Genomic DNA, 16,103 nt, shown 5'->3' with positions numbered 1-16,103 from the left:
GGCCTGAGCATCGTGGCCGGCGACGCCTATGGCAATTGGCGGCGGGGCGAGCTCTTCGAGTACCGGCGCAACCTGGCCAAGCTGGGCGGCCCCGTGGACCGCGGCGAGTGGTACATGACACCCCAGACGGTCAATGCGCTGTACGCGCCGATGCAGAATTCCATCAGCTTCCCGGCCGCCATCCTGCAGGCGCCGTTCTTCGATCCGGCGGCCGATCCTGCCGTGAACTACGGCGCCATCGGCGGGGTGATCGGCCACGAGATCAGCCACGGCTTCGACGACACCGGGGCGCTCTTCGACGCTAAGGGCAATGTCCGCAACTGGTGGACCGACGCCGACATGGCCCACTTCAAGGCCTCCTCCAAGCAGCTGGTCGAGCAGTACAACGACTACAAGGCCCTGCCGGACCTGTCGGTGAACGGGGAGCTGACCCTGGGCGAGAACATCGCCGACCTGGCGGGCTTGGCGACCTCCTATGACGCCTATCACCTGTCGCTGAACGGGGCGCCGCCGCCGGTGATCGACGGGGTGACCGCCGACCAGCGGATCTTCCTGGGCTGGGCGCAGAACTACCGGGGCAAGTACCGGGAGGCGGCCCTGCGCCGGGTCCTGCTGACCGACGGGCACGCGCCCGGCGAATACCGCGCCGACACCGTGCGCAACCTGGACGCCTGGTATCCCGCCTTCGACGCCAAGCCCGGCGAGAAGCTCTATCTGGCTCCCGCCGACCGGGTGAAGATCTGGTAGTCCGCGCGTCGTGGCGCCCCAGATCATCCTGATCGACGACCCGGCCGACCCGCGCGTCGCCGCCTATCGCGACGTGCGGGAGCGCGACCTGGTGGGTCGCGAGGGCCTGTTCGTGGCCGAGGGCGAGGTGGTGCTCAATGTGCTGGCGCGCTCAAGGCTGTGCGAACCGGTCTCGCTGATGATCGCCCGCAAGCGGGTGGCGGGCCTGGCCCACCTGATCGCCCAGATGCCCGACGACGTTCCGGTCTATTCCGCCAGCCAGGAGGCGATGGACGCGGTGGTGGGCTTCCATATCCATCGCGGCATCCTGGCCCTGGGCCGCCGGCGCGCGGCCCCGAGCGCCGCCGACCTGCTGGCCGGTCTCGGGGAGGGGAGCCTGGTCCTGGCGCTGTCGGGGATCGCCAACCACGACAACATGGGCGGTCTGTTCCGCAACGCCGCGGCCTTTGGGGTCGATGCCGTGCTGCTGGACACCGACTGCTGCGACCCGCTGTACCGCAAGGCCATCCGGGTGTCGGTGGGGGCGGTCCTGGCGACGCCCTTCGCGACCGTTTCGGACGACCTGCTCGATGCGTTAGGCGCGGCGGGGTTCGAGACGGTGGCGCTGAGTCCCAGCGGCGACAATCGCCTGGTTGACCTCAGGCGACCGTCAAAAACCGCGGTGCTTCTGGGCGCCGAAGGGCCGGGACTGGCGGCCTCGGTGCTGGCGCGGGCGACGACGGTGGCCATTCCCATGGCCACCGGCTTCGACTCCTTGAATGTGGCGACGACCGCGGGGATCGTCCTGCACTACCTGGCCTTCGCCGCAGGGAAGGCTTAGCGCGCTCGCTTCTGGGCGGGCTCTTCGGTTTCTTCGATCAGGGACCGGGTCAGGTTGAGGATCGCAGTGCGCAGGGAGGGCTGCTGCACGCTGGCGAAGGCTTCCAGAAGCTGGACGGCGCCCGGCACGGCCAGCTTCTCGAACAGGCTCTCGTCGCCGGTGGGACGATCGTTCTCGCCGACCAGTTCGCCGACTGTGGTTTCCAGTTTCTCAGCGATGCGCACAAGCATTGAGGCCGAGGTGCGGTTGGCGCCGCGCTCGTACTTCTGGACCTGCTGGAAGCTGACCCCCAGGTGGTCGGCGAGGGTGGACTGGGAGATACCCAGCCATTTGCGACGCACGCGAATGCGGTGGCCGACAGCGACGTCGATGGGGTCGGGGCCCGCATCGTCAAGGTTCTCGCTCACGGATATGTCCTTTTGGCGCGCACGCTCGAGTGCGCAGCGCCTTTCTGCACGCGTAAAAGCCGTATCGCCACCAATTTGTCATGCCTAAGACATAGGGCCGCACTGCAGAGTTAAATTTTGCCTTCTAAGCGTTCGAAGCCGCTTCTAGCGGACTGCTGACATCCAGCACACGAATACTCCCCATTTTGGGTAATGAGCGCGCGATCGGCCCCTCGTGTGGAAACAATCTTGGATTGTATCAGGCGTCCGAAACCCGGCCGTCCAGGATCCCGTGGATCTGATCAAGAACCGCGATGGCCACCTCTTCGCCCTCTGACTCGGAGATCTCGGCCGCGCGGCGGACGATGACGGACAAGGTGGCCAAGTCCCGGGGGCTGAGCAGGCTGGCCATCTCCAGCAGTTCGGCCGTCTGGTCGGCAAGGTCCATCTCGGAGGGCCTGCGTGGCGGGCCGGCGGGCAGGAAGCTGTGAGGAGTCTTGAAATCGGTCATGGCATGTTCGCCGCGGCGAACCGCGAGGCGTCCTCGAAGAAAAGCTCACGGGAGTTGGTGACCCGCGCCTGGGGGGCCAGCGCGGCAAGCGGTTTGAGCAGGATCAGGCGGCTGGCGGGGTCGCCCCCCACGGCGTCGTCGACCACCTCGACCGCCAGGTTGCGATCGGCCGCGGCGAAGGCGGTGGCCAGGACGGTGTCGGCCATGCGGAAGCCGATCAACACCAGCGGCCCGCCCAGGATCTGGGCGGTCTGGCAAAACGCGGCGTTGGTGAAGGCTGAGGGGCCCTGGCGGATGAACACCGCCTCACTGGGCAGGGGCTCCAGGCCGGGGATCGGCGGGTCCGTCGGCGCGCCCGCGGCCCGGACATGGACGTGCAACACCGGCCAGCGTCGGCGGCGCGCCTGCTCCAGCACCCGGCGGCAGGCGGCGACCGTAGTGGCGGCGTTCTCGGTGGCCAGGCGTCCGCGCTGCAGGTCCAGGCAGACCAGGGCCGAGGCGTCGGGGGCATAGGTCCTCATCGCGACAGAGCGCCGGGATTGGCGGCCGCGCGCGCCGCGGACTTGTCCAGCACCCCGGGCGCGTTCCAGGCGCCCTCGGGACGCAGCAATTCATAGGGATCGGAATCCAGGGTCAGGGCGTCATGCGGCGGCACCCCCTCCACCACCATTTCCACATAGTCGTGATCGGAGACCACGAAGCCGTCGCGGCGAGGCCGCACATAGGCGTTGAAGTACTGCTCCCAGAACGGGATCAGCCGCACCTGGCCGTAGCCGAGGATCTTGCGGTAGTTCTTCTTCTCGGCCAGCTTCTTGGCGGCCAGGATCAGCATCAGGGTGGCGCGGCCGCGGCGATACTCCTTGCGCACCGCCACCCGCTCCACCTTGGCGAAGTCGGCGAACCAGCGGATGCGCAAGGTTCCGATCGGCTCTCCGTCGCGCCGCAGGATCAGGTGGGTGGCGCCGGCGAAGTCGTTGCCGTCGTACTCCTCGTCATAGGGACAGGCCTGTTCGCCCATATAGACCAGGGCGCGCACCGCCATGGCCTGCATCAGGTCAGGCAGGGTGCGGCAGACCAAGACCTCCAGCTGTCCCTCGTCGACCTCGGCGGGCGCCCTGGCCTCCAGGGGCATGCGGACATTGGCGTTCATCAGGCGGCTTTCCTTTGGGGAGTCCAGGTGGGGCAGACCACCAGACCGCCGGGGCCGGGCACGGCGCGCGCGCCCATGCGGCGCAGCAGAGTGCGCTCGCCGCCCGGGGTGGCGGCGCGGCCATAGAGCGGGACGGTGTCGTAGATCTCCCGATGGATCGCCAGGGCGCCGGCCATCACCACGGCCCGGCCGCGCCAGGTGACCCCGGCCATGCCCCAGCCATAGATCGCGATGACCCGGTCGGCGGGTCTGGCGACCATCGCCATGGGGGGCGCGACGCCGTCGAACACCCCTGCGGCCAGGGTGCCGGCGGCGGCCTTGTTGAGGGGAATGATGCAGAGGACGCCGGCCAGTCGGCCATCGCTGTCGCGGTAGCTGAAGGCGGAGCAGCCGGTGCGGTCCTGGACTGCCTGCAGGGTGTCCACGGTCGCGACCGTGGGACAGACGGTGCGGGCCGCGATGTCACGGCCCTGGACGATTTCGTCGGGGGTCGCCAGCCTCAGGCCCAGCCGCGCAAGGTGCTCTCGCGGGCGGATGGTGGTGTCGGCGGCGCTCGGCATCCTGGTCACCTGACTTGTGCAAACTGGCCTTTTGGTAGAGCGTCAGATCGTCTGGGTGCAGCCGCCAAGTTCGTATGGGGGCGCCACGATACGGGTTGGGTGGGATGGACAATCACGACGGCGGACGCGCCGACTGGGACGACATCAAGACCTTCGTCGCCGCGGCCCAAGCCGGCAGCTTCGGCGCGGCCGCACGCCGCCTGCGGACCAGCCAGCCCACCATCACCCGCCGCATCGACGACCTGGAGACCCGGCTTGGCGTGCGGCTGTTCGACCGCGGCCTGCGGGGGGTCAGCCTGACGCGGGCTGGCGAGCGCATCTATGACCGCGCGCTGTCCATGCAGCGGGCCTCGGTGGACATCGAGCGCATGGCCCTTGAGGCCGACCGCCACGACAGCGGCGAGGTGACCATCGCTGCGCCGGAGGGCATCGGGGGCTTCCTGCTGGGGGTCAAGCTCGCGGATTTCATGAAGGAAAATCCAGGCATCCGCCTGGCTCTTGATTGCGGCTTCTATCCCGAGAACCCCGTGGACGGGCACGTCGACCTGTCCATCCAGCTCACGTCGCCGGGCGGCCAGCCGGATGTGGCGGCCACGGAACTGGCCACGCTGCACTACGCCCTGTTCGCGTCGCAGGACTACATCGATACGTATGGGGCCCCCACGCGCCTGGAGGCGGCCGTCGGTCATCGCTTCATCGCCCACTCCGCCCAGGTCAGCGAGAAGGGCCAGTGGCACGCCAAGACCGGCGCTTTCATGGAGCTGGCCGCGCCGTCCCTGGTGGTCAACTCTTCGACCGCCATGCTGCACGCCATCGAGCGCGGCGCCGGCATCGGTCCGGTGCCCACCGCGATCCTGCGCATGACCTCCAACCTGGTGATGCTGGACATCCCGCCGCTCGCCACCGGGACCCTGTGGCTCTGCCACCATCGCGACGCGCTGAAATCGCCGCGCGTCGCCCGGGTCGCCGAGTGGCTGGTCTCGATCTTCGACGCCCGCGAGCGGCCCTGGTATCGCAAAGAGTTCATCCACCCCGCTGAGTTCGAAGGCTGGTCCTGGCCAGCGGCCATCGCGCGCGCCTGACCCACCCAAGCGCCACGGGGGTTGGCCTCGCGTCGCGGTTTTTTGACGCCCCGTATAAAGTCGCCCTTAACCCAGATCCGGTACCGCTTTTCTGAGAAGCGAACAGAGACCGGGGGGCGGCGCATGTCAGAGATCAGATCGCCCAAGCCCGTCGCTGCAGACGCTGCGGCCCGCCCCTTCGAACTCGATCTCAGCCAGGCTGTCTGCGACCGGGCCACGCGTCTGGCGCGCACGATGTTCGGCGCGGTGGAGTCACAGGTCGTGCTGGTCAAGGATGGCCGCGCATGGCGCAGCCGTGATCCGCATGGCGATCACGCCATCGCCCCCAGCGTGCAATGGAGCCTCGACACCGGGCAGTTCCTCTGGATCGAGGACGGCCGCATCGATCCACGGTCCTGCGACATGGATAGCGTCACCGGCCCGCCCTATCTGCGCTTCTACGCTGCGGCCGCGATCCGCCTGGCGGACGGCTCCATCCCCGGGGTGCTCTGCGTGACCGGCCAGGAGGTGCGGCCCTACGAGGCCAGCCTGGCCAACCGGCTGACCGACCTGGCCGCCTTCATCGCCGACGAATGGGATCGCGCCCAGGCCACCAAGGCGCGCGAACACGGCCGGCGCGAGCGCGCCGCGATCATGTCCACCTTCGCCGCCGTGGTGCAGGCCATGCCGGTGTCACTGGTGATCACCGACCGTAACCTTACCGTGCTGGGATGTAGTCCCCGCTGGGCCGAGGAGGTCGGCCTGACCGACGAGGAGGCCCGGGGCCGGTCCATGATGGAGCTGAGGCCGGCGGTGTTTGAACGCTGGCGGGAGTACTATGACCGGGTGCTGGCCGGTGAGGTCATCACCTCCGACCGCGTGCCGTATCGGGGCGACGACGGCGCTCTCCGCTGGATGTCGGTGGAGATGGCTCCCTGGCGCAACGCGCAAGGTGAGGTCGGCGGCCTCATTGTGGCCAGCCACAACATCACCAGCATGGTCGAGGCCATGGAGGCCACCGAGCGATCGGAACAGCGCCTGACCCTGGCGATGGAGATCGCCGATATCCACGTCTGGGAAATGGACTACCAGCGTCGCGAACTGATCAAGGCCGGCGCGGAGGACACGTTCTTCTCCGAGGCCAAGACCTATGACGAGCTCTTCCGGGACATCTACGCGACCATAGATCCGCGCGATCGCCCCGGCGTCGAGGCGGCCTGGACGCTGCACGTGGAGGAAGGCGCACCCTACCGGCCCGAGTACCGCATCATCCGCGCCGACGACCGCGAAGTCTGGACCTCGGCTGCGTGCCGCCTGGTGAACGACCGCGAAGGCCGTCCGGTGCGGCTGATCGGGGCGATGCAGAACATCACCGAACGCAAGGCGGCCGAGCGCGCCCTGATGCAGGCCAAGGAAGACGCCGAGATGGCCAACCGGGCCAAATCCACCTTCCTGGCCACCATGAGTCACGAGATCCGAACCCCGTTGAACGGGGTGCTGGGCATGGCCCAGGCCATGGCCGCCGACGAGCTGAGCACTCTGCAGCGCGACCGCCTGGACGTGGTGCGCCAGTCCGGCGAGACCCTTCTACACATTCTCAACGACGTGCTGGACCTCTCCAAAATCGAGGCGGGCAAGCTGGAGTTGGAGGAGGCCGAGTTCGACATCAGCGAACTGGCCCGCGGCGCCCATGCCGCCTTCACAGCCATCGCCAACAAGAAGGGCCTGTCCTTCGACCTGGCCGTCGAGGTCGCGGCCCGCGGTGTCTATGTGGGCGACTCCACCCGGGTGCGACAGATCCTCTACAACCTGGTCTCCAACGCCCTGAAGTTCACCGAGAGCGGGGAGGTGCGGGTCATTGTGGCGCGCACCGACGACGGCCTGCGCCTGACCGTGGCCGACACCGGTATCGGCATTCCGCCCGAGCGGCTGGCCAGTCTGTTCCAGAAGTTCGAACAGGCCGACGCCTCCACCACGCGACGCTACGGCGGCACGGGCCTGGGCCTGGCCATCTGCCGGGAGCTCGCCCAGCTGATGGGCGGCGCGATCCGCGCCGAGAGCAACCCCGGCAAGGGCTCCAGCTTCTACGTCTCCCTGCCGCTGGCCAAGAGCACAGCGACCCACGTGTTGCCGGCCCCAGATTCCGGGGTGGTCGAGGCCATAGAGTTGGAGGTCGGAGCCCTGCGGGTGCTGGCCGCGGAGGACAACACGGTCAACCAGCTGGTGCTCAAGACCCTGCTGCACCAAATCGGCGTCGATCCGGTGATCGTCGAGAACGGCAAGCTGGCCGTGGAGGCCTGGGCGCGGCAAGACTGGGACGTCATCCTGATGGACGTCCAGATGCCCGAGATGGACGGCCCGACGGCGACGGGGATCATCCGAACCCGGGAGGCCGCCGAGGGCCGACCTCGGACACCGATCATCGCGCTCACCGCCAACGCCATGGCTCACCAGGTGGCGGAATACACCGAAGCCGGCATGGACGGCTTCGTCGCCAAGCCCATCGAGGTCGGACGCCTGTTCGCGGCCCTGCAGGCGGTGCTGGAAGCTCCGGCCGAAGCCGAAGACGGCGACGCCTCTGTGGCGGCCTAGGCCGGCTCCACCGCCCGCATCACCTCGTAGACGTCCAGGTCGAACCGCTCCACGGCGCGGGCATAGGCGCGCGCCGTGTGGGGCCAGTTGTTGAGGATGCGGCCGTCAGCGGTCTTGTACCAACTGGTGCAGCTGCCGGCCCACGGCGTGACCGCCAGGGCCTTCTGAAGCTCGGCATTGTAGGCGTCGGCGATCTCCTGCTTCACCGAGAGCGGGCCGGCCTCGCCGATGGCGTGCAGCGCCTGCAGCACATAGTCGGCCTGGGCCTCGATCATGAAGATGATGGAGTTGTGCCCGAGGTTGGTGTTCGGTCCGTACAGCATGAAAAGATTGGGGAAACCGGTCACCGACAGGCCCAGATACGCCTCCGGCCCGTCGATCCAGACGTCGCTCAGGCGCAAGCCGCCCACGCCGGTGATCCCGGTGTCACCCACGAAGGAGCGGGTCTCGAAGCCGGTGGCGTAGATCACCACATCGACCTCGTGCTCCCGGCCCTGGGCGTCCACCACGCCGCGCGGGGTCATTCGCGCGATGGCCTCGGTCACCAGCTCGACATTGGGCCGGGTCAGGGCCGGATAGAAGTCGTTGGAGATCAGCACCCGCTTGCAGCCGATCTCATAGTCGGGGGTCAGCTTGGCGCGCAGCTCCGGGTCGGCGACCTGAGCGTGCAGGTGGGCTAGCGGGATGGGGACCTCCTCCACCGGCGCGGTTCCGGCGCGCTTGGCTTCGAGCCGGGCCTCGGCCATCTCGAAGATGTCTCCGCGCACCTTGGCCATCACCTCGGGCTGAGCACGGAACCGGGCCTTCTCCTCGGCGGTGTAGGGCCGGTTCATGCGCGGCACGATCCAGTTGGGGGACCGCTGGAAGAGCGTCAGCGATCCCGCGACCTTGGCGACCTCGGGGACGAACTGCACGGCGCTGGCGCCGTTGCCGATCACCGCGACGCGCTTGCCGGCAAGGTCGACGGAGCCGTCCCACTGGGCGGAGTGGAAGGCGGCGCCGGCGAAGGCGTCACGCCCGGCGATAGGCGGAAGCTTGGGCCGGTTCAACTGGCCCCAAGCGGTGACGAAGGTCTCGGCGGTGATGGAGCTCCCGTCGGCCAGGCCTATGCGCCAGACCGCCGCGCTGTCGTCCCACGCCGCCGAGGTCACCTCAGCATTGAACCTCAGGTGTCTGAAAAGCTGGCGCTTTTCCACGACGTTCTCGATGTACGCGAGGATGTCGGGCTGGGCGGAGAAGATTTCGGGCCAGTCGGGATTGGGCTCGAAGGAATAGGAATAGAGGTGGCTGGGAATGTCGCAGCCGCTTCCGGGATAGATGTTTTCCCGCCAGGTGCCGCCGACCCGGTCGGCCTTTTCCAGGATCACGAACGACGTCTCGCCCTTGGCCTGCAGCTTCAGGCCCATGCACAGGCCAGCAAAGCCCGCGCCGAGGATGGCGACCTTGAAGTCCGCGCCCATGGTGATTTCGTTCCCGACCTGTCGTTGGGGAAAGGCTAGCGGCGCCGTCCTAGGTGATCAACGGTTAGTTCGTCGCGCCGCCCGGGTGGCCTGAAACTCAGCCATGGACTTGGCGGGCGCGTCGGTGGTCCAGGCCGCCTCGAAGGCGTCTATGCCGGCGGCGATGGCGTCCTTCATCGGCAGGTCTTCCCAGCGGCGGATCAGCGCCTTCTGCAGACGCACGGCGGCCGGTTCGGCGGCCAGCAGGCTCGCGAGCCAGGCCTCCACCTGGGCGTCCAGGCCCGTGGCTGGGACGACGGCTTCAACCAAGCCCCAAGACCCCGCTTGGGCGGCGCTGAAGGTCTCACCCAACAACAACATTTGCCGCGTCCGGCCCCAACCCACCAGGGACGGCAGGAGGGCGGCCTCCACCACGGACGGTATGCCCAGCTGCACCTCCGGCATCCCGAACACCGCGCTGTCGGCGGCGACCCGCAGATCGCAGGCCGCGGCCACCTCCATGCCCGCGCCCAGGGCATAGCCGTTGATCTTCCCGATCACCGGGACCGGCAGGTCTCGCAACACCTCGCAGCAGCGGTGGACGCGGGTGATGAAGGCCCGCGCCGTGCTCGCGTCCAGGCCCGCCATCTCGTCGATGTCCGCCCCACCGATGAAGGCGCGGTCGCCCGCCCCGGTCAGCACCACGGCGCGGAGGTGTTCATCCTTGGCCAAGGCCCCGATCCGGGCCGCGAACTCCTTCATCAGGGCGCTGTTGAGGGTGTTCAGCCTGCCCGCATTGTCCACGGTGACATGGGCCACGCAGGCGCCGCCGGCCCGCGCCTCGATCTCGATCCGCACTTCGCCCGACATGGCCGTTTTCCTCCCAGAGCCGCTGCGTCAACCTGCGACGCGCATCGCGCCTCGACAACCGGTGGAAAGGCGGTGAACAATGATCACCTAGCCGTTGGAGTCTCCATGCGCCGCCGTTTCGCGAGCATTCACCTGCGTTTCGGGAAGGGCTGCTGATGCCTTGGCCGTCCGTCGGCGCGACTCGGCGCAGGGGCTACCATGTCGGCAACCTGCGGGCGCAACTGTTGGACGAGGCGCGCGCCCTGCTGGAGAGCGGGGGCATCGGCAAGCTGAACCTGAGGGCCCTGGCGGCGCGGGCCGGTATCGCGCCGGGCTCGGTCTATCATCACTATACCTCCAAACAGGCCCTGCTGGCGGGGCTGGCGGCCGAGGGATTCGGCGAGTTCGAGGCCGCCCTGCGCGCCGCAGCCACGGCCGCCGCCAACGCGCCGATTCGCGCCACGGCGCTGGCCTATTTCGGTTTCGCCCGGCGGCAACCGGCGCTCTACAGCCTGATGTTCGATCCCGCCGCCCTGGCTGATCCCGAGGTGGCCTTGGCCCGCGACCGCGCCTTCGCCGTCATCGAGGCCGCCATCGCCGAGTCCCCCAACCAGCCGGAGCGGGACCCCGACCTGATCCACAAGGTGGCCCTGGCCGTCTGGGCCTGCGGACACGGCGCGGCCTCGATGATGCTGGCCGACCCCGCCGACACCGAGGGCGGCCTGATGGAAGATGTGATCCAGGGTCTGGAAGTTCTGTTCCGCCCCCGCTAGCCGCCACAGGGATGACGTCTTGCCGCGCGGCGGGGAGGGCATGACCGTGCGCGAAAGCCACACATAGCGCAGCTTCGTTGCGGCCCGGTTGTGAAAACCAGAATCGCCGTCTAAGCATGACGCCGTTCCGCGAACCTGTTCGCGCGCTTCAACGACCTGAGACGATGACCAATCTGTTTGGCCAGATGCCGTGCGGCAATGAGCTCTACCGGGCTCCCACGCCGCATGCATCCAACTCGCCAGACCCATCGACCCTCTCAGAAATCGAAGCCCGCCATGTCCGCCGTCATCACCGTCAAGTCGCTCTCCAAGGCCTACCGCTACGCTAAGCGGCGCGGCGGCTTCTTCGAGGCCTTCTCCCCCGAACATGTGACGGTCGAGGCCGTCGCCGGCGTCGACTTCGAGATCGCGAAGGGCGAGCGCGTCGCCATCATCGGCCCCAACGGCGCCGGCAAGTCCACGACCCTGAAGATGCTCTCGGGCATCCTGGAGCCCTCCTCGGGCGAGGTCAGCGTGCTGGGCCTGACGCCGTGGAGGGAGCGCAAGGCGCTGGCCTACAAGATCGGCGTGGTGTTCGGCCAACGCTCCCAGCTGTGGGGCGAACTGCCGGCCCGCGAGAGCTTCGCCCTGCTGCGCCACATCTACGACCAGGAAGCCGCGCCCTTCGCCAAACGGCTGGGCGAACTGACCGAGCGCTTCGCCCTCACCGATCTGCTGGACCAGCCGGTCCACCGCATGTCGCTGGGCCAACGGATGAGGTGCGAGATCACCGCCAGCCTGCTGCACGGCCCCAACCTGCTGTTCCTGGACGAGCCCACCATCGGCCTGGACGTGACGGCGAAGGCGGCGATCCGCGACTTCATCCGCGAGCATGCCCGCGACCACGGCCAGACCGTGCTGCTCACAAGCCATGACACGCGGGATATCGAGCTGGTCTGCGACCGGGTGATCGTGGTCAACCAGGGCCGTATCGTGGTGGACCAGCCCACCGACCAGCTGCGCCGCCGCTTCCTGGGCCGCAAGATCATCACCTTCCAGTCGGCGGGGCAGGGGGTTTCGCTCGACCTGCCCGGGGTGACGCGGCGGGCCTCGGAGGCCCACGCCACCATCCTGGAGGTGGACACCAAGCTCACCCGCGTGGAGCAGGTGATCGCCGCGGCCATGGCCGACGGCGGCATTGAGGACGTCACCATCGAGGATCCCCCCATGGAGGAGGTGATCGCCGACATCTACGCCTCGACCCATGCGACGTGACCTGACCGCCGCCGCTGTCGCCCTGCGGGTCGGGGCGGGCCAGGCCATGGCCGGCTGGACCGTGCTGGCCGGCCGCTGCCTGTTCTACGTCCTGATCATGACCGTGCTCTCGGCCCTGTGGGACAAGGTGGCGGCCGAGCCTGCGCGCGGCGCCATCGCCCTGCCGGCCGGCGGGCTGGTGCTCTATGTCCTGGCGACCGAGTGGATCACGCTCTCCCTGCCCGCCGTGCACATGCGGTTTGAGGACGACATCCGCTCGGGCGGTCTGGAGCCCCACCTGCTGCGGCCCAAGTTCTACCTGTTGCAGAGCCTGGCTCAGAGCCTGGGCGGGACCCTGGTGCGGCTGACGGTGCTGGGCGTAACCGCCGTGGCTTGGCTGGCGGTGACCGGCCGCGAGGGGCCGCCCGTCGGCGCCTATGCCTATCTCTTCGTCCTGGGCGTCCTGGCCGTGACCGTGGGTATGCTGCTCTATGCGGTGGCGGGGCTTTGCGCCTTCTGGACGCGGCGGATCCTGCCCGTGCAGCTGGTGATCCAGAAGCTGATGTTCCTGTTGGGCGGGCTGTTCGCTCCCATCACCCTCTATCCCGACTGGCTGCGGAAGCTGGCCGAGGCGACCCCCTTCGCCGCCCACCTCTATTGGGCCGGCGTCCAGGCGTTGGCGCCCTCCGGCGCGATGTTCCTGACGGCGGCGGCCTGGCAGGTGCTGTGGATCGTGCTGCTGTCCCTGCTGTGCCTGGCGCTGTGGCGAGCGGGCCTCGCCAAGGTGCTGCGGGAGGGCGGGGTATGATGCGCGCGTTCCGCCTCTACGCCGCACAGTCGAGCGCGGCGATCCGCACCTCCTTCTCCGACCGGGGCAACTTCGCGATCCAGGTCGGAGGGATGATCGTCAACGACATCTTCTTCCTGACCCTTTGGGTGCTGTTCTTCGCGGGCTTCCGCTCGATCGGTGGCTGGACCCTGTCGGACATGGCCCTGCTGTTTGGGCTGCCCATGTCGGTGGTGGGAATTTCGGGCGTGTTCTTTGGCGGCTATCGCGACATGGCCGCGACCCTGCTGCGTGGCGAACTGGACGCCCTGCTGACCCAACCCAAGGGGCTGATCCCGCGCCTGCTGGCCCGCGAAAGCATCGCCACCGCCTGGGGCGACCTGGCCGGCGCGGTCTTCGTGCTGGGGGTGTTCGCCAAGCTGGAATGGGCGGATTTGCCCGCCCTGCTGCTGGCCATCGCGGCCGGGACCACCGTCTATGTCAGCGCCAGCATCAGCTTCGCCAGCCTGGCCTTCTGGGCGGCGGGCGCGCGCAGCTTCGCCCGCGACCTGACCGACTTCATGCTGCTGTTCTCCAGCTATCCCGGCTCGATCTATCATGGAGCGGTCAAGACCATCGCCTTCACCATCCTGCCCGCGGGCTTCGTGGTGCTGGCGCCGATGGGCATGGTTCGAAATCCCGGCCTCCAGACCCTCGCCCTGGTGCTGTTCGGGGCGGTGGTCTACGCCGCCATGGCGGTGGGCCTGTTCCACTTGGGCGTCTCCCGTTACCGGCGCGGCGCCTCGCCCTCGATGTGAGATTTGCTTGATTTCGGCGCCGAAGCCCGCTGCTTAGGTCCATGAGCCGCAAGCCAAGGATCACGGTCGCGGGTGCGGGCGCGCTCGGTCTGACGACGGCGCTCGCCCTGGCCGACGCCGGGGCGGAGGTCGCGGTCTATGATCCAGCGCCCGACGGTGGCGCCGCTTCGGCGGTGGCCGCCGGCATGCTCGCCCCGGTGTTTGAGGCGGTGCTGGACGTCGAGACCCGCGCCCACTTCGACCTCATGCTGGCGGCGCGCGACCTGTGGCCGGCCCTGGAGACCCGGATCGGGATCACCGTGGACCGGGCCGGCGCCATGGCGGTGGGGGACGCGAGCTTCCTGCACGCCGCCGACGTGGGCATCCGCAAGCTGGGTCTGCGTCCCACCGAATTGTCGCGCAACGCCATGATCGGCCTGGCGCCGGGCCTCGCCCCCGGTTGGGGCCACGCCCTGCTGACCCGCGAGGACTGGCGCATCGACGCCGCTGCGGCCCTGGCGGCCCTGCGCCGCGCCGCTCAGGCCGCGGGCGTCACCTTTCACCCCCGCGCCGCCGACGGTTTCGAGGGCGGCGAGCGGCTGGTGATCGCCACCGGCATGGGTCGCGACCTGGCCGTCATGGCTCCGCTGCTGGGACGGCTGAGCCCCATCAAGGGCCACATCCTGCGCACCGAGGGCCTAGCCTATGAGGGCGTCGTGGTGCGAGGCGAGGGGGCCTATGTCACGACCGCACCGGGTGGGCTGACCCTTGGCGCCACCATGCAGCCGGACGCCGATGACCTCGCCGTCGAGGCCGGTCAGGTGGCGGGCCTGCTGGAGGCCGGGGCGCGCCTGTTCCCCACCCTGAAGGCCGCCAGGGTCACCGCCCAGACCGGCGTCCGCGCCGCCACCCCGGACGGCCTGCCCATGGTCGGGCGCGGGCGTCACCACGGCGTGCTGCTGGCGGTCGGCGCGCGGCGCAACGGCTGGCTGCTGGCGCCCCTGGTGGCAAAGATCATCACCGCTTGCGTGACGGAGGGGGACCTTGGCCCCTATGCCGCCCGGCTCGATCCGAGGCGGTTCGACAACATCTAGGGACGATGACGATGAGCGCCTTCTGGCTGAGCGACGAACAGCAGGCGATCCGCGACGGCGTCGCCCGGGTCTGCGCCGACTTCGACGCCGAGTACTGGCGACGGACAGACGACACCGGCGACTTCCCCGAGGCCTTCGTCGCCGCCATGGCCGCCGGCGGCTGGCTGGGGACCGCGATGCCTGTCGAGTTGGGCGGAGCGGGTCTGGGCCTGACCGAGGCCACGATCATGATGCAGGCGGTGGCGGAGTCGGGAGCGGGGTTCTCGGGCGCCAGCGCCCTGCACCTGAACATCTTCGGCCCCATGCCCATCGCCAAGTTCGGCTCCGAGGCCCTGAAGCAGAGCGCCATACCGCGGCTGATCTCCGGCGAGGACAAGATCTGCATCGGCATCACCGAGCCGGACTCCGGCCTCGACACCACCAGCCTGACCACGCGGGCGGTGCGCACCAAGGACGGCTATGTGATCTCGGGCCGCAAGGTGTGGACGACCATGGCCCAGCGGGCCAACAAGATGCTGACTATCGCCCGCACCACGCCGAAGGATCAGGTGCGAAAGGCCACCGAGGGCCTGAGCCTGTTCTACACCGACTTCGACCGCTCGAAGATCTCGGCCACGGTGATCCCGAAGATGGGCCGCAAGGCGGTGGAGTCCAACAGTGTCTTCATCGACGGGCTGGAAGTGCCGGCCGGCGACCTGATCGGCGAGGAGGGGCGCGGCTTCTACTACCTGCTGGAGGGGTTGAACCCCGAACGGGTGCTGTTCGGCGCCGAGGCCGTGGGTCTGGGCCGCGCGGCCCTCGCGAAGGCCACCTCCTACGCCAAGGAGCGGATCGTGTTTGGCCGGCCCATCGGCCAGAACCAGGGCGTGGCCCATCCCCTGGCGCGGTCCTGGGCGGAGCTGGAGGCCGCCAACCTGATGGCCTTCCGGGCCGCGGCCCTGTTCGACGCCGGCGAGCCATGCGGCGCGGAGGCCAACGCCGCCAAATATCTGGGCGGGGAGGCGGGCTTCTCCGCCTGCGAGGCTGCGGTCCTGGCCCACGGCGGCATGGGCTACGCCCGCGAGTTCGACGTGGAGCGCTACTTCCGCGAGGCCATGATCGCCCGCATCGCGCCGATTAGCCGTGAGATGGTGCTGAACTACATCGCCGAGCGAGTGCTCGGGTTGCCCAAGAGCTACTGAGCCTTAGCCGGGGATTAACCACAGCCGGCGCAAGCCTTGGCGCATGGCGGTCAGCGGCATCCGAGGGGTGGTGGAGGCGGCGATCCGGCGGGCGTCGGGCGCCACCGGGGTCGACGCCGGCTTCCTGATGAAGACCGCCCGGCG

Annotated in this window: 17 protein-coding genes; 10 read left to right on the top strand and 7 right to left on the bottom strand. The window is 68.9% G+C overall.

What is annotated here, in order from left to right:
* Window positions 1–747 (top strand): M13 family metallopeptidase (locus RMO97_RS04765; protein ID WP_310539396.1); only part of this gene is annotated, 747 nt, incomplete at its 5' end.
* A gap of 10 nt (window positions 748–757) precedes the next feature.
* Entirely contained in the window at window positions 758–1,567 is an 810-nt protein-coding gene (locus RMO97_RS04760) for an RNA methyltransferase (protein WP_310539395.1), read from the top strand.
* Here RMO97_RS04760 and RMO97_RS04755 read toward each other — a convergent pair.
* From RMO97_RS04755 to RMO97_RS04735, 5 genes are all read right to left on the bottom strand, one after another.
* Window positions 1,564–1,974 (bottom strand): helix-turn-helix transcriptional regulator, encoded by a 411-nt coding sequence (locus tag RMO97_RS04755; RefSeq protein ID WP_310539394.1) that lies wholly within the window; start codon window positions 1,972–1,974, stop codon window positions 1,564–1,566. The genes RMO97_RS04760 and RMO97_RS04755 overlap by 4 nt on opposite strands.
* 238 nt (window positions 1,975–2,212) lie before the next feature.
* Window positions 2,213–2,464, bottom strand: coding sequence for a hypothetical protein (locus tag RMO97_RS04750; RefSeq protein WP_310539393.1), 252 nt, complete (start codon window positions 2,462–2,464; stop codon window positions 2,213–2,215).
* Window positions 2,461–2,985 (bottom strand): isochorismatase family protein, encoded by a 525-nt coding sequence (locus RMO97_RS04745; RefSeq protein WP_310539392.1) that lies wholly within the window; start codon window positions 2,983–2,985, stop codon window positions 2,461–2,463. Before RMO97_RS04745 ends, RMO97_RS04750 begins: the two co-directional genes overlap by 4 nt.
* A complete protein-coding gene (locus RMO97_RS04740) occupies window positions 2,982–3,614 on the bottom strand; it encodes a GNAT family N-acetyltransferase (RefSeq protein ID WP_310539391.1) in 633 nt (210 codons plus the stop codon). The genes RMO97_RS04745 and RMO97_RS04740 overlap by 4 nt, the downstream gene beginning before the upstream one ends.
* Window positions 3,614–4,174: a hypothetical protein gene (locus tag RMO97_RS04735; RefSeq protein ID WP_310539390.1), complete on the bottom strand. Its 561-nt coding sequence runs from the start codon at window positions 4,172–4,174 to the stop codon at window positions 3,614–3,616. Before RMO97_RS04735 ends, RMO97_RS04740 begins: the two co-directional genes overlap by 1 nt.
* Before the next feature lie 104 nt (window positions 4,175–4,278).
* On the opposite strand from RMO97_RS04735, the gene RMO97_RS04730 reads away from it, so the two are divergent.
* Both RMO97_RS04730 and RMO97_RS04725 read left to right on the top strand, forming a co-directional pair.
* Window positions 4,279–5,256, top strand: coding sequence for a LysR family transcriptional regulator (locus RMO97_RS04730; protein ID WP_310539389.1), 978 nt, complete (start codon window positions 4,279–4,281; stop codon window positions 5,254–5,256).
* Between the two features lie 123 nt (window positions 5,257–5,379).
* Complete coding sequence (locus RMO97_RS04725; RefSeq protein WP_310539388.1) at window positions 5,380–7,827, top strand: ATP-binding protein; 2,448 nt, start codon at window positions 5,380–5,382, stop codon at window positions 7,825–7,827.
* Here the strand turns inward: RMO97_RS04725 and RMO97_RS04720 are convergent.
* Window positions 7,824–9,287 (bottom strand): NAD(P)/FAD-dependent oxidoreductase, encoded by a 1,464-nt coding sequence (locus RMO97_RS04720; protein ID WP_310539387.1) that lies wholly within the window; start codon window positions 9,285–9,287, stop codon window positions 7,824–7,826. The two genes, RMO97_RS04725 and RMO97_RS04720, sit on opposite strands and share 4 nt — an antisense overlap.
* A gap of 57 nt (window positions 9,288–9,344) precedes the next feature.
* The gene (locus tag RMO97_RS04715) at window positions 9,345–10,136 is read right to left on the bottom strand and encodes an enoyl-CoA hydratase (protein WP_310539386.1); all 792 of its coding nucleotides are present in this window, start codon (window positions 10,134–10,136) and stop codon (window positions 9,345–9,347) included.
* Window positions 10,137–10,291: 155 nt separating this feature from the next.
* Between RMO97_RS04715 and RMO97_RS04710 the strand changes: the two genes are divergently transcribed.
* From RMO97_RS04710 to RMO97_RS04685, 6 genes are all read left to right on the top strand, one after another.
* On the top strand, window positions 10,292–10,888 hold the full coding sequence (locus RMO97_RS04710; RefSeq protein WP_310539385.1) for a TetR/AcrR family transcriptional regulator: 597 nt from the start codon (window positions 10,292–10,294) through the stop codon (window positions 10,886–10,888).
* A 276-nt stretch (window positions 10,889–11,164) separates the two neighbouring features.
* Window positions 11,165–12,142 carry an ATP-binding cassette domain-containing protein gene (locus tag RMO97_RS04705; RefSeq protein WP_310539384.1) on the top strand — a complete coding sequence of 326 codons (978 nt, stop codon included), beginning with the start codon at window positions 11,165–11,167 and terminating at the stop codon, window positions 12,140–12,142.
* Window positions 12,132–12,929, top strand: coding sequence for an ABC-2 family transporter protein (locus RMO97_RS04700; protein ID WP_310539383.1), 798 nt, complete (start codon window positions 12,132–12,134; stop codon window positions 12,927–12,929). Before RMO97_RS04705 ends, RMO97_RS04700 begins: the two co-directional genes overlap by 11 nt.
* Window positions 12,926–13,705, top strand: coding sequence for an ABC-2 family transporter protein (locus RMO97_RS04695; protein ID WP_310539382.1), 780 nt, complete (start codon window positions 12,926–12,928; stop codon window positions 13,703–13,705). The genes RMO97_RS04700 and RMO97_RS04695 overlap by 4 nt, the downstream gene beginning before the upstream one ends.
* A gap of 41 nt (window positions 13,706–13,746) precedes the next feature.
* Window positions 13,747–14,778 (top strand): FAD-dependent oxidoreductase, encoded by a 1,032-nt coding sequence (locus RMO97_RS04690; protein WP_310539381.1) that lies wholly within the window; start codon window positions 13,747–13,749, stop codon window positions 14,776–14,778.
* Window positions 14,779–14,789: 11 nt separating this feature from the next.
* Window positions 14,790–15,959, top strand: a complete 1,170-nt coding sequence (locus tag RMO97_RS04685; protein WP_310539380.1) for an acyl-CoA dehydrogenase family protein — start codon at window positions 14,790–14,792, stop codon at window positions 15,957–15,959.
* The last annotated feature ends 144 nt before the right edge of the window (window positions 15,960–16,103 follow it).

The organism is Phenylobacterium sp. (assembly GCF_031425575.1).
Lineage (GTDB): Bacteria > Pseudomonadota > Alphaproteobacteria > Caulobacterales > Caulobacteraceae > Phenylobacterium.
The sequence above is the reverse complement of the archived record's forward strand: the minus strand, read 5'-3'. Positions and strand labels throughout refer to the sequence as shown.

Excerpts from the sequence above, each read along its gene's own strand:
- RMO97_RS04750 (WP_310539393.1), bottom strand. The coding sequence starts at position 2,464 with ATGACCGATTTCAAGACTCCTCACAGCTTCCTGCCCGCCGGCCCGCCA.
- RMO97_RS04745 (WP_310539392.1), bottom strand. The coding sequence starts at position 2,985 with ATGAGGACCTATGCCCCCGACGCCTCGGCCCTGGTCTGCCTGGACCTG.
- RMO97_RS04740 (WP_310539391.1), bottom strand. The coding sequence starts at position 3,614 with ATGAACGCCAATGTCCGCATGCCCCTGGAGGCCAGGGCGCCCGCCGAG.
- RMO97_RS04735 (WP_310539390.1), bottom strand. The coding sequence starts at position 4,174 with ATGCCGAGCGCCGCCGACACCACCATCCGCCCGCGAGAGCACCTTGCG.
- RMO97_RS04730 (WP_310539389.1), top strand. The coding sequence starts at position 4,279 with ATGGACAATCACGACGGCGGACGCGCCGACTGGGACGACATCAAGACC.
- RMO97_RS04725 (WP_310539388.1), top strand. The coding sequence starts at position 5,380 with ATGTCAGAGATCAGATCGCCCAAGCCCGTCGCTGCAGACGCTGCGGCC.
- RMO97_RS04720 (WP_310539387.1), bottom strand. The coding sequence starts at position 9,287 with ATGGGCGCGGACTTCAAGGTCGCCATCCTCGGCGCGGGCTTTGCTGGC.
- RMO97_RS04715 (WP_310539386.1), bottom strand. The coding sequence starts at position 10,136 with ATGTCGGGCGAAGTGCGGATCGAGATCGAGGCGCGGGCCGGCGGCGCC.
- RMO97_RS04710 (WP_310539385.1), top strand. The coding sequence starts at position 10,292 with ATGCCTTGGCCGTCCGTCGGCGCGACTCGGCGCAGGGGCTACCATGTC.
- RMO97_RS04705 (WP_310539384.1), top strand. The coding sequence starts at position 11,165 with ATGTCCGCCGTCATCACCGTCAAGTCGCTCTCCAAGGCCTACCGCTAC.
- RMO97_RS04700 (WP_310539383.1), top strand. The coding sequence starts at position 12,132 with ATGCGACGTGACCTGACCGCCGCCGCTGTCGCCCTGCGGGTCGGGGCG.
- RMO97_RS04695 (WP_310539382.1), top strand. The coding sequence starts at position 12,926 with ATGATGCGCGCGTTCCGCCTCTACGCCGCACAGTCGAGCGCGGCGATC.
- RMO97_RS04690 (WP_310539381.1), top strand. The coding sequence starts at position 13,747 with ATGAGCCGCAAGCCAAGGATCACGGTCGCGGGTGCGGGCGCGCTCGGT.
- RMO97_RS04685 (WP_310539380.1), top strand. The coding sequence starts at position 14,790 with ATGAGCGCCTTCTGGCTGAGCGACGAACAGCAGGCGATCCGCGACGGC.